General features: G+C 35.3%; 11 protein-coding genes and 2 pseudogenes. 6 read left to right on the top strand and 7 right to left on the bottom strand.

What is annotated here, in order from left to right:
* A partial coding sequence (locus tag BN52_RS00705) for a MupG family TIM beta-alpha barrel fold protein (protein ID WP_040473271.1) occupies window positions 1-653 on the top strand: 653 nt, incomplete at its 5' end.
* 43 nt (window positions 654-696) lie between these two features.
* Here the strand turns inward: BN52_RS00705 and BN52_RS00700 are convergent.
* Entirely contained in the window at window positions 697-1,065 is a 369-nt protein-coding gene (locus BN52_RS00700) for a DUF2255 family protein (RefSeq protein ID WP_008472124.1), read from the bottom strand.
* A 187-nt stretch (window positions 1,066-1,252) separates the two neighbouring features.
* On the opposite strand from BN52_RS00700, the gene BN52_RS09560 reads away from it, so the two are divergent.
* Together BN52_RS09560 and BN52_RS09555 are read left to right on the top strand one after the other, a co-directional pair.
* Window positions 1,253-2,026: a hypothetical protein gene (locus BN52_RS09560; RefSeq protein ID WP_008472122.1), complete on the top strand. Its 774-nt coding sequence runs from the start codon at window positions 1,253-1,255 to the stop codon at window positions 2,024-2,026.
* Window positions 2,027-2,218, top strand: a complete 192-nt coding sequence (locus tag BN52_RS09555) for a hypothetical protein (RefSeq protein WP_008472120.1) — start codon at window positions 2,027-2,029, stop codon at window positions 2,216-2,218. It begins immediately after the preceding gene.
* A gap of 348 nt (window positions 2,219-2,566) precedes the next feature.
* Here BN52_RS09555 and BN52_RS00690 read toward each other — a convergent pair whose 3' ends face one another.
* The 3 genes from BN52_RS00690 to BN52_RS00680 all read right to left on the bottom strand — a co-directional run bounded on the left by BN52_RS00690 (window position 2,567) and on the right by BN52_RS00680 (window position 5,456).
* A complete protein-coding gene (locus BN52_RS00690) occupies window positions 2,567-3,778 on the bottom strand; it encodes an ATP-binding protein (protein ID WP_241762021.1) in 1,212 nt (403 codons plus the stop codon).
* A gap of 187 nt (window positions 3,779-3,965) precedes the next feature.
* A complete protein-coding gene (locus BN52_RS00685; protein ID WP_008472116.1) occupies window positions 3,966-4,757 on the bottom strand; it encodes an HAD family hydrolase in 792 nt (263 codons plus the stop codon).
* 6 nt (window positions 4,758-4,763) lie between these two features.
* Window positions 4,764-5,456, bottom strand: a complete 693-nt coding sequence (locus tag BN52_RS00680; RefSeq protein WP_008472114.1) for an NADPH-dependent oxidoreductase — start codon at window positions 5,454-5,456, stop codon at window positions 4,764-4,766.
* Between the two features lie 362 nt (window positions 5,457-5,818).
* On the opposite strand from BN52_RS00680, the gene BN52_RS00675 reads away from it, so the two are divergent.
* The gene (locus tag BN52_RS00675; RefSeq protein WP_008472113.1) at window positions 5,819-6,550 is read left to right on the top strand and encodes an alpha/beta hydrolase; all 732 of its coding nucleotides are present in this window, start codon (window positions 5,819-5,821) and stop codon (window positions 6,548-6,550) included.
* A 91-nt stretch (window positions 6,551-6,641) separates the two neighbouring features.
* Window positions 6,642-7,556, top strand: coding sequence for a DMT family transporter (locus BN52_RS00670; RefSeq protein ID WP_008472112.1), 915 nt, complete (start codon window positions 6,642-6,644; stop codon window positions 7,554-7,556).
* 122 nt (window positions 7,557-7,678) lie between these two features.
* Here BN52_RS00670 and BN52_RS00665 read toward each other — a convergent pair whose 3' ends face one another.
* On the bottom strand, window positions 7,679-9,754 hold the full coding sequence (locus tag BN52_RS00665; protein ID WP_008472111.1) for an SLAP domain-containing protein: 2,076 nt from the start codon (window positions 9,752-9,754) through the stop codon (window positions 7,679-7,681).
* A gap of 146 nt (window positions 9,755-9,900) precedes the next feature.
* Here BN52_RS00665 and BN52_RS00660 point away from each other — a divergent pair.
* Window positions 9,901-11,431, top strand: a pseudogene (locus BN52_RS00660) (YfcC family protein).
* Between the two features lie 38 nt (window positions 11,432-11,469).
* Here the strand turns inward: BN52_RS00660 and BN52_RS00655 are convergent.
* Window positions 11,470-11,793, bottom strand: a complete 324-nt coding sequence (locus tag BN52_RS00655) for an AzlD domain-containing protein (RefSeq protein WP_008472108.1) — start codon at window positions 11,791-11,793, stop codon at window positions 11,470-11,472.
* A pseudogene (locus BN52_RS00650) lies at window positions 11,780-12,485 on the bottom strand (AzlC family ABC transporter permease). Before BN52_RS00650 ends, BN52_RS00655 begins: the two are co-directional and overlap by 14 nt.
* Window positions 12,486-12,837 lie beyond the last annotated feature (352 nt).

Here is a 12,837-nt window from a genome sequence, read left to right as displayed (position 1 = left end):
ATGGCTGCCACAACTTCTATCCTCAAGTAGGAACGGGGCTGCCTTTTGACTACTTTATCAAATGCAGCCAGCGCTTTAAGAAGCTCGGCATCCATTCTGCAGCCTTCGTATCGAGTAAGGTTGGAAAAATGGGGCCTTGGAACGTGAGCGATGGCTTGCCGACCCTTGAGATGGATCGCAAGCTTCCAATTGACGTTCAAGCAAAGCAATTGTGGGCAACTGGTTTAATCGATGACGTAATCATCGGCAATGCCTATGCTTCAGAAACGGAATTGGCAGCCTTGGCTCAAGTAGACCGCTACCTCTTAACACTAGACGTCGATTTTCTACCAAATATCAATCCAATTGAAGGAACCATCGTTAAAAAGCCCCTGCATTTCTGGCGTGGCGACATTAACTCTCTAGTTATCCGCTCGACTATGCCCAGAGTAACCTATCGAGAAGAAGAAAATCCAGCCCATGACAATGAATTGGAATTTCAACCTGGCGACGTTTTAGTAGGTAACGATAGTTTTGGTCCATACAAAAATGAATTGCAGATCGTGCGCAAGGCGCATCGTGAGCCTAGAAAGAACAAGGTAGGAAGCATTAAACAAGAGCAGCTGTTCCTGCTTGATTTCTTGAAGCCATGGAGCAAGTTTAAATTAAAATAGGGTATGTAAAAAGCTAGCAAAACTCAAATTGCTAGCCTTTTTACTATCTTAGTTCTAGTCTAACGGTCGCATGAGCAACCTTGTCAGATACCATCATGTCAATTGGATATTGTCCGTGATATTTTTGGTTATAGGCTACAGTTACGGCTGCGATTTCTGATTCATTATCAACAGAGACATACTTTATTTTAAAAGTTTGACCTGCTACTTCAATCTCACCACCATTTTTTATTCCAGCTTGATACCATTTACTATCAGTGCCTTTGCCCCCTCGCAAATACACTTGCTTATCATTAACTACAACCCAAATTGGATTATCTTGAAAGCTTACACCATCATCATTGTACGGACGATTTTGGATTGCACTAATTTCGTTAAAAAGCTTTAATTGCTTAGATGTCCAAGATTTCATGTGCTCTTCCTTTCCATTATTTTGTCTAAGCCTATAATACTTAGAAAGCTTAATATAAGTGAAATACTTATTTTTCATCTCTTTTGATAATCAAATGTTATTTAAAAAGACTTGGCACTTTTTCAAATAAAAAACTATAATTTATACGGTATCAGTATTACACTGTTAAAAAATGGAGAGGATTAGAATGAATAGAAAATTTACCAAAGCAATTATTGCTGCGATTTCAGCCAGCTTCTTATTGGTGAACTTGCCTCAAGTGCAAGCCGATGAAACTACTGATTTAGCAGAAGCTACCTATGCTAAGAAATTACCGAAGAATACCTATGTTACTGTTTCTTACTGGCCTGGTCGTAGTATTCATGTATATCGTCAAAATGACAACCATAAATTTGTTCGTACTGGAGAAAAGATCAAAAATGGTGTCACTCATCGAATCTACAATCAAAAGAAAGTCGGCAAGTCTACTTACTACTATGAAGGTCATGATAAGTGGATCAACGCAAAAAATACCATCAAGTATGAGCTTGAACACACTAGATATAACTCATTAAAGAAAGATCCAGCTTCACGTACTTACTACACAAGCCAGTATTTCCCAGTTTTTGCACCTTGGGGATGTGCCTCAGCAGCTTTGTCAATGTTGATGAAGTATGATCATTCTTTCAAAAACGTTCCTGGCGTAAATGAGCAAGGCAAACTAACCTATATGCAAAACAATTTACCTCGAAACGTTGCTACTGGTGGTCAAGATGGTAATCCTTATACTGGTGCTAACTTTCACCGTGTGATTTTATCCTACGCTTTAATGAATTATGCTCATCGCCTAGGTGACTCAAGAATCAAAGATGTTTCTGGTATTTCTTTGAACAATATCAAGAAATTGATTTCTGCTGGTAAGCCTGTACTTTACTACGGTTACTCATCTTACGATGCTGCTGGTCCAAGAAACCACTGTTAGGTGATTTTTGGTTACAGCACCAAGAGTGACAAGTTCCTCGTTCACGACCCGCTTTACCAAGCTAAGCGTTTCTACGCTGGCGGTGGTGGTCGCAACAACTATGACTTAGGTCCTATCTCATGGGTACCTGCAAGCCACATTAAGATGGAATTTGCCTACCACAATGGAAACAATGCATTAACAATTAAGTAGAAAACATTCTAAGCTTAGAATGTTTTATTTCAAATAGTTATTGGTTATCTATATTGCATTCAAGCACTATACGGTGTTAAGCTATAAATTATCATTATTTTAATATGTACGATATCAGCATGCTGTCAGCTTTGATTTTCCTTTGTTGCAACTATTTTCAAATTCGCTAAACTTATTTTGTCGTTTCTTGAATTACCATCTTAAAGTAGCTGTTAAATTATTCACATTTTAAGTTATAAAATAATTTTTGTTATTTTATCACAGGTGGTTTCTTCAAATTGGTTTATAAACAAAACGCCCGGCAACGATCTATTTCAATCATTGTCGAGCGTTATTTTGTTAGTTTTCTTATTTGGTATAGGTCAATAAAAACTTATGTAATGGCATAACTTCAATTTCAAGATTATCACGGATAATTTTTTCATTCTGATCTTTCGTTACGATGATAAACTTTGTAAATTCATCAGAGTTCTGGGCCAATTTTATTAATGACTGGACCTCTCGCTCTCTAGAAAAATCGTCTAACTGCCATGCAACTTGAATTGCCAACTCAGCACTTGGAACAACAAAATCTAAATCAATTTTGGTTTTTTTGGAGTGAAAATAATACACGTCTTTTTCGAAACGATTATAAAGCGTTACTGCAACCAAATTTTCCAACAATACTGTATCTTTCTTGAATAAAAACAAATTCAAGATTCCATTATCACAAAAATAAAATTTAGGTGTGCTTTCTTTTTGTGAAAATTTTGCCACATAGTTTTTGACATCAAAAAGTAAGAAGGCTTCTTTGGCAAATTCCAAATAATCAATAGTTGCTGGCGTACTGATTGATACCCCAGTTGCTTTCACATTCTTGGATAGGGTATTATATGAAACCTCGTGCATTATCACCTGAGCGACCTTATTTATTAATAAACTTAATGCTTTAGGGTTACGAATCTGATTACGTTTAATAATGTCTCCCAAATAAATATTTTGATAAATATTATTCAAATAATCTCTTGGATTATTTTGTAGAAGTGTCTCTGGCAACCCTCCAAAGTGTAGATATTGATCTGAATATTTAAGTATTTTAGTAAGTTTTGAAGGAATATATATTGAGTTTTTATCATATTTGACGTCATTAGCTAACAGGTATTCTTTAAAATCATACGGTGTAATTCGTTTCATCATATACCTACCGCCTAAGCTAGCAATGATATCAGTACTGAGCATTTTCGAATTACTACCTGTAATAAAAACATGTTGCTTTTGATCAGCCAATCTCCTTGCAAAGTGTTCCCAACCATCTATGTTTTGGATCTCATCAAAAAAATAGTAGATTGGTTTTTTCGTCAAACTTTGTGCGACTAAAGTTATTTTGTCTAACTCTTCAAGTTTGATATTTATTAAGCGCTCATCTTCAAAATTAAGAAAAACAATTTGCTCCCAATCAACACCCTTTTCTATCAACTTTTGAATTAATTGATATAAGATTGAGGTTTTTCCTGCTCTTCTCATACCGACTAAAACATAGTTATCATTTGGTTCAAATTCAACACTACGTGGTACTAACACTTCATTTTGAATTACTTCATGTTGGCTATAGATCAAATATTTTAATAATTCTGAGTCCAAAAATACCACTTCCTTTAAATTATATTTTACAATATTATATAATTTTGTAAATCATACTTTACATTATTGCTAATTTTTATAAATTATACTTTACAACTAAAAAAGACCCCCAATTGGGATCCTATCTCTAATTACAATATTGCTTTAAAAATTCAGCTACCCCATCTTGATCATTAGTTAAAGTAACGTCATCTGCCAAATCCTTGATTTCATCGATCGCATTGCCCATAGCAACCTTAGTGATCCCTGGAACCCGAAAGGCTGAAACATCATTCAAATTGTCTCCAAAAACCACCACTTCACTAGGATCAAGGCCCAATTTCTTTCGTAAAATTTCTAGGGCATTACCTTTAGTGGCATCATGATTAGTCATTTCAAGCGTCCATCCCCCACTTGAAGTCACATCAAAATATGGTTCTAGTTGAGGTTTGATAACCTTAAAAAAGTGAGCACCAAAAATTCGTGGTCCATGATATTCACACTTGATAATTTTATAATGATCAGCTGGGGTTAATTGGCGCGACTTCATCTTCCACATTGTTTCGCAAAGCTCTCTTTGAAATTTGCTTACTTTTTTAGGAAGGTAAAAATGATTAGCTCCTAATAAATAAGGACCTTTAGCAAAGGGATGATTCAAGCTAAGTAAAAAATCAATCTGTTCTTCAGAAAAAATTGATTGATGAATAATCGTACCATCCATTTTTTGAATCAAGCCACCGTTGTAGCCAATCAAATACTCTAAGTCAATCCCAGGAAAAACTTCTTTGATCGAACTTCTAGGACGACCAGACAATGGTACAACTTTTACTCCTTGTTTAATTAATTGCTGAAGCACTTGCTTCGTATTTTCTGAGATTTTACGATCTGACCCTAGTAAAGTACCATCAAGATCAGTTGCTACTAGTTTGATTTGCTTCATAAATTATTACCTTTTAATAAGACCCTGTTTGTGATAGTAAGCCAACATTTCATCGCGTGCGTTTTTATCACGTTTCAAATAATATTCATTAACTTCTTGATCGAATTTTGTTAGATCTGCACGTGAGATTTCTTTTTCAGGATAAGTATTCTCAAATATCATTACTTTTTTAGGGATACGTGGTTTTAATTGTGAGCGATCAGCAGGCTCACCTATTAATAGCCCCAGAGCAGGAATCACAAACTTAGGTAATTTCAATAATTTACCAACTTGTTCAGAATCATTTTTGATACTTCCCAAGAATACGCCACCAAGCCCCATTGATTCTGCAGCAGTTAAAGAATTGGAAATTGCTAAAGTTGCATCTGCCAAAGCTTGAGTGAACAAATCCATATTTTCTAATCGATCTGCTGTTAAGCCGGCTTCTTTTCGCAATTGATAGTTACGATGAAGATCTGCAAGAAAAATGAACAGATCTCCCCCAGGCTGATTGATAAATTCTTGATTACAAATTTGGCTGATCGCCTTTCTTATTTTTCGATCACTAACATGGATAATCGAAAATTGTTGCAAATAGATACTAGAGGACGTTCTTCTAGCAACTTCATAAATCGTATTTAATTCTTCTGCACTTAATTGACGATCAGTGAATTTCCTAATCGAACGGTGATTAAGCATTGTTTCAATTGTTGAATTCAAATTTATCAGTCCTTTAAAAATCTATACTATTAATGTTAGCTTATTATTAAGCGCTTTAGCAACCATTTTGGCTAAATAAAAACATGCTCGCACTCACATACGAACATGTTTCAAAAAATGGTTATTATTGTTCTTTAGCAATGGCTTGCTTAGTTGCAGCCGAGACAAATGGCATGTAAGTCAAGGTGGCAACTGCAATGTTAACTGCTGCTAAAATATATATTTTTCAATAGCATAATAATTATATTCAAGATAAGACTAATCTTATTTTGTCGGCAATTATAAACCTATATGATTTTGCCTTACTAACAAAATACTTTATTTGTTATAATCACATTATCTTAAATGAAAGTAGGTATCAAATGACAAAACAAACTAACAAAAAGAAAAAAATATTTCTGGTTGCTATTGCAACTATCGTTGCCATAATTTTACTTAGCTTTAGCTATTTCAGATTTTCCATCTATCATCCCTCTGAATCCGCTAGCAGCATAGCCACAACAGCAACAGTTCGAAATAAGCAAGTCACCGAATTCAAAGCCAAAAATTCCAAGTTAACTGTCGTATTTTACCCAGGAGCTCTTGTTGAACCAGATTCTTATTCGATCTGGGCAAAAAAAGTCGCACAAGCAGGCTATACTGTTAAGATTGCTCATTTTCCAATGAATATGGCAATTTTTGAACCCACCATTGCCACTAAATTAGTTACTAGAAGTGAAAGATATGTCATTGGTGGCCATTCATTAGGTGGTGCAATGGCAGCCAGATATGTTCATGAACATCATTCAGCAAATTTAAAGGGCGTCTTTTTCTTGGCAGCCTATGCCGATGAAAAAGGACGTTTGGATAAATTATCAGTACCGGTTCTTTCAATAACTGCTAGCAATGATGGTGTCATTAAACAAGATAAATTAATAACTGGCCAAAAATATCTTCCTAAAGCGACCACTTTTGAAATTATTAAAGGCGGGAATCATGCCGGTTTTGGTTCATATGGCTCACAAAAAGGCGATCATAAAGCCACGATTTCAAACCAAAAACAGCAACAACTAGTTGCAGACAAACTAATTTCCTGGCTCACAAAGATAGATTAATTGCCATCAAACCGTTTCCATCAAGTGAACTTATTTCAAAAGCTTAAAAAAAATGCTATGATATTTCTAATTGTGAAAATTGGAGGTTTATATGGAGCATAACAACAAGGTTTTGAAAGGAATAACACTTGCTGGTTTAGCATCATTGAGTTGGGGAATTTCCGGAACAGTTTTACAATTAATTTCGCAAAACTTAAATGTTCCTGGTCCATGGATGTTTTCTACTAGAACGCTAGCCACAGGTATTATTTTGTTATTAATTAGTGCCATTATCTATCGCGGGCAAATATTCAATGTTTTTAAAAATAAGAAATCTTGTATTTCAGTTTTAACATACGGAATTTTTGGTCTAGCAGCGAATTTAATGACCTTCTACTATTCGATTCAGACCGGTAATGCTTCAACTGCAACTATTCTGCAGTATCTTTCACCACTCTTTATCGTAATGGGAAGTATCTTCATTTATCGTAAACAACCACTTCGGAGCGATATTTGGTCTTTCCTGTTAGCTTTACTTGGTGTTCTTTTGTGTATTACTCGCGGGGACTTAACCCACTTAGCAGTACCTACCATTTCTTTATTATGGGGCTTGGGCTCAGGAATTACCGCTGCGTTATATGTTGTATTGCCAAAAAATGCTGCTAAAGAAAACCCACCAATGGTAGTTTTGGGTTGGGGGACTATGATCGCTGGTATTTTCTTCAACTGCCTGCATCCCTTCTGGGTCGAAGCACCTAAATTGACAACTACTTTGGTGGCTTCAGTTTCTACGGTAATTGCATTAGGGACCATCTTACCTTTTATTATGTTGCTCTATGCATCACGACACGCACCATCAGATGTTGTCAGCATTATGGATGCACTACAACCTATTACCACAACCCTACTAAGCGTAATTTTCTTCCATTTAGATATCACAGTAGTCGAAATCATCGGAATTCTGTTAGTTTTAATAGCAATCTACGTCTTACAATATGGACGAAGAACTGGTATCAGAAAACGATAAAAAGTATCTGGAAAAATAAAAATAACGAGAAAAAGACGATCAAGCAACTCAAATTAAGAGTTGGATTGATCGTCTTTTGGTATCTGAGAGTTAGTTTTTTCCCAGACACAGCTCCATTAATCCTATTTTCCCTGTGCTTTAACAGGAATTACATCAGTAGCTTTATAAACTGAACTTAATGATGTCAGGCCACGGTAATAAAATTCACCGTTATACTTGGTAATGAATGGGTTATTTAAATAATACGCATAATCGTTAGTACCTGAAGCTATATTAGTCAAAGTTTCTGTAATAATATCACGTAAGTTACCATATGAATCAATCGCATAAACAGGAATTTTAGCATTAGTTAATTTAAGTCCTACTTCATTAACTCGATAGTTGTTGTTTAAAGCTGCTTTGAGTAAAGCATCATACTTCTTAAATTCAGCGCTATTTGCAAAATTATCAAGTTTTACGTCATTTGCTCTTACAAAATATGGCGTTTTGGCCTCAACTTTTAAGTAATAGTTGCCATCTAACTTAACAACTGGACCAACAAGATAACCAATATTATTGCCCTTGTTAATCATTTTACCTGTTTTTGTTAAGCTGAAATCTCCTGAACGCAATGCTTGCTCTGTTAAGTTAGCTGCTTGATAAATTGGTGTATCAGTTTTAGCCACTAAAACACTGGTACGATCATCATATTTAATTAACTGAGCATACTTACTCAAAGTAGCATCACTAGCCAAATCAATTTGATTGTCCGAACTTTCAAAGCTGCTATTAACTTTACTTGCTTTTGGTGCTAGTTTGGCAAAATCGCTAAGCTTCAGATCAGTATATGTTTGTTTATCAACCGTTTGATAGCCTGATGCCGTGTAGCCCGTTTCTGTTATCTCCAAGACCAACTTAGTATTGTGATTGATCATCAGTGCTCTAGCAGATGTTCGCTTTCCATCTTTTGAGCTCTTATCATACTTGGCTGAATACAAGTTTGTAGCCATCTGAGTGATTTTTTTGGCTTCATCATTGGTAAAATGATCATAACTATTTACAGTAATTTGATTTCCTTGAAGACTATTTAATTCTTGTTGTAAGAACCAAACAGCTTGATCAATTTCCATTTGTGACGATTTCGCTTGAGCCGCTTGTTTTGCTAGTTTAAGAGCACTATCAAAATTAGCCCTGTAGTGATAGGTTGAATTTAAATATTTTGCAGTAGAACGGACACTATCTGCAGACTTTATCAGTTGCTCCAACTCGGTTTTATCAGCCTTTTTATTGAACGTAGTTTGGGCATCTTTGGCTGAATTGTACAATTTTACACTCGGACCATACTCATAGCGGACATCTGCAACTTTAACATATAAAGGAATTGAATTTTGAGTATCACTGATTCGGTAGAATAATTCAGCTTGATTATCAGCTGGTACCCATAAATAAATCCGTTCAATTCCTTGCATCAAATGATTCTTTCTTACAGAAGAAACAGCTTTACCTGTTGCATCATATAAAGATGTTGCTTTAGCTGCAGTTATTGCTGTATAGCTTGTTTCGGCTTCCACATCAAATTTAGGTAGCGTTGATAAATACGGATCACGAATATATTGATTACTTGTACCCTTAATGTGGTAATAACGTACCGTATGGTTACCATCAGCTGTTTCAACGTAACTATCAACAACCAGCGACTTAATTGATGTTAGTTTTTGAGAACTACCAAAATTAGGCCAACTATATGATTCTTTGTTGTATTGACCATTTGGAGTAAAAATTGTTGCTCCCTTTTTTGGTTTAACTACCTGATCGCGAGCAATTATGTAATTGCCATTAACTTCACTTACGTTAGCTGCTTTAACATATTTATTGTTAGCAATTTGATAATACGCATACTTGTGGTACGTACGATAAGGCAGCCAATACTTTTGCGCCTGATTATCCTTAAAATAGTATTTGTAATTCTTAGTCAAAGGCTTAATTGTACCCGTGTATTTAACCGACTCATCTTTTAATAGTTTCCACTTACCTGCATAAGAAGTACGTTTACCTGATTTAGTATAAATGTATGAGTTAGCACGCAAATATAGCTTACCAGTTTGATCCGGTTGCTTAGGATGAACAATTCCATCTGCGTTTACTGAGTTTGACATGCTTGCCAATAAAACTACAGAAGATAATGCCACGACAGTCGATATCAATTTTTTGGTTCTCATAATGACTTCCTTTCGTATCTATTATCTTTGTCTTTTAATACTTAAATTGTACCACTAGCTTTTACTTACAAACGTTAAGAAACCGTTTTCTTTAAAAAGTATTATAATATAGAATAATAACTACTATTCATAAAGTGAGGGGTATTATGACACAATCAAAGAAAAAATTTGAATTTCCTACCGCCTACACGGTAATCATTATTGTTCTTATTTTAGTGCAGTTACTAACATTCTTTATTCCTGCTGGTAATTATGCAACTTTAGCATATGATAAGCCAAAAAATGAGTTTTATTATCACAAATCCTGAAGGAAAAACCAGTACTGCGAGTGCAACTAAAGCTACTCTTGACAAATATGGAGTAAAAATTGCTTTAAAGAAATTTACGGATGGTACGATTTATAAACCAGTAGCAATCCCTAATTCTTATCGGAGAATTAAAATCAAGAAGCCAACTTTTGTTGAAGCTGTCGAACAATTTTTAACTTCCCAGGTAAACGGAATTGCCCAAAGCATTGATATTATTGTCTTCGTTTTAATCCTTGGGGGATGTATCGGCATTGTCCACGCCAATGGGGCAATCGATGCCGGAATGGCTAGCCTTTCAAAGAAGATCGAGGGCAAACAAATGCTGTTAATTGTCCTAGTTATGGCACTAATCGCAATTGGAGGGACAACCTTTGGTCTTGCCGAAGAAACTATGGCCTTCTACCCGATTTTAATCCCAGTATTTTTGATGGCTGGCTACGATACAATGACAGTCGTTGGTACCATTTTCTTAGGAACTAGTTTGGGAACGATGGCATCTACCATCAATCCATTCTCAACAGTGATTGCGTCTAACGCAGCTGGGATCAACTTTACTTCCGCATTGCCACTTAGATTAGTCATGTGGTTAACCTGCTTAATTGTTGGTATTCTTTATGTTACTCATTATGCTGAAAAAGTTCGAAAAGATCCGACCAAGTCAATAGTTTACGATCAATATGAAGCTGACCGAGTAAATTTCTTAAATTTAGACACCACAGACACAAAACAGGTTTTTACAATTCGACAAAAATTGACCTTACTTGTCTTTGCTCTAGGATTTATCATTATGATCTGGGGTGTCCAACAAAAAGGCTGGTACTTCACTGAAATCTCGGTAGTATTTTTAGCTGTTGCTTACATCTTTGCACCAATTGCAGGACTAAATGAACATAAATTTATTGAAAGTTTTGTAAGTGGCGCTGCTGATCTACTTGGAGTAGCCCTAACCATCGGTCTTGCTCGTGCAGTTTCAATAATTATGGAAGAAAGCCACACTAGCGACACAATTATGCATTACTTTAGCCAACAAATTGCAGGGATGAATTCACTTGCATTTATTTGGATGCTATTCCTGGTTTATATTGTCTTAGGCTTCTTTATCCAATCATCGTCTGGTCTTGCGGTATTGTCGATGCCGATCATGGCACCAATGGCTAACGTGGTTGGAATTGATCGCGCAAGTGTAATCGATGCCTATAACTGGGGACAGGGCTTTATCAGTTTGTTAACACCTACTAGTTTAATCTTGATGAGTTTGATGCTGGTTGGCATTAATTTTGATAAATGGTTCAAATTCTGTTGGAAATTGCTATTAATCGAATTTGGTATCTGTTTAGCTTTCTTAGCAATTGGTTTATTTGTATATTAGTCATTGAAAAAATCCGTTAGTCAGTTCTAACGGATTTTTTAGATCAATCGGATAATTGCCATTGAAATAATGCCAACAATCACAGTGATCAATAGATTTTTTGAAATAATTGCAGCTAACAAGCCTGGAAGTGAAGCCCAAAAATTGGACCAATTAATGCTCGGAAGTGATTCTAGCTTCTGAACGAATAATTCACTAAACCAAAGACTGGACATGATTACCACTGGCACAAAACTTAAATATTCAGCGATTAATTTTGGTAGATTAAACTTCTTTAATAACAAAAATGGCAAAACTTTGGAAAGCCACATAGCAATACCACTACCTATTATTGTAAATAAAATATAATTAGAAGAAGACATGTTTAAGCACCATCCCGATCCCACAGCCAACCAAAGTTACTGCTAAAATTAATAAGTTATGCGGAATAAAAATCATCCCTAGATAAACCAACACAAAACAACAGCTACCATGATCAATTGCAGGATAATATTTAGTCCTTTATCTGAAGTAATTTGACCATACAATAGTCCAATAAACATCGCCACCAATGCAAAATCAATCCCTAAGTTTGTAGGATTTTTTATAAAAGTTCCTAAACTAGCACCAATGATAGTAGCGAAAAACCAAGTAAAATAGGCAAACCAATTAGCAGTATCAAACCAGGCAAAAGTCAATTTGCTATCCGTATAGTTCAATTTATTCATCGCTAAGGCAAAACTCTCATCGGTTAATAAGGTTCCAATCAAGATGTTATGCCATAAATTATCCTTTTTAAAATAGCCTACTGTAACAAAACTCATTAGGACCATTCTGGAATTTACTAAAAAAGCAGCAATGATTATTGATAAAATTGGACTCTTAGTTAGTAACATGCTCACGATAATAAATTGCACTGAGCCACCATAAGCAATCAGCGACATTAACCCAGCTTGTGTGATGGTTAAGCCACTTGCTCTGGCACAATACCAAAGGCAAGCCCAATTCCCACATAACCTAAGGCTGTAGGCAAAATATCTTTTATTGCAGTTTTTCGATCAAGTTGGTTGTTCATTGATCCAGATCCTTCTAGTTAGATTTATCTAAAAATAACGAAAAAAGCCTGTGGTGTCAATATTTTTTGGGAAAATAGCGACTCAAATTAATATAAATGATCAACAAACTATGAGCAAAGTTTTGTCGAATATTTTACGTTTTCGCATCATCAAATCATAAACGTATTTACGATTTTGCTATTTTGCATAATACAATAGTAAACATGTTTACGTTTTTCATATTTTGTATAATACAATAATAAACATATTTATGATTTTTAAATGGTCTATCGTCTAAGTGTAAAATAATTTGCGGTAAGGTAAAGAACAAATGAAAAAGGAGTCAAATCCCCCTAGGGACTTGACTCCAAA

The organism is Lactobacillus gigeriorum DSM 23908 = CRBIP 24.85 (assembly GCF_000296855.1).
GTDB lineage: Bacteria > Bacillota > Bacilli > Lactobacillales > Lactobacillaceae > Lactobacillus > Lactobacillus gigeriorum.
Note: the sequence above shows the minus strand (reverse complement) of the source record. Positions and strands in the feature narration are given on the sequence as shown.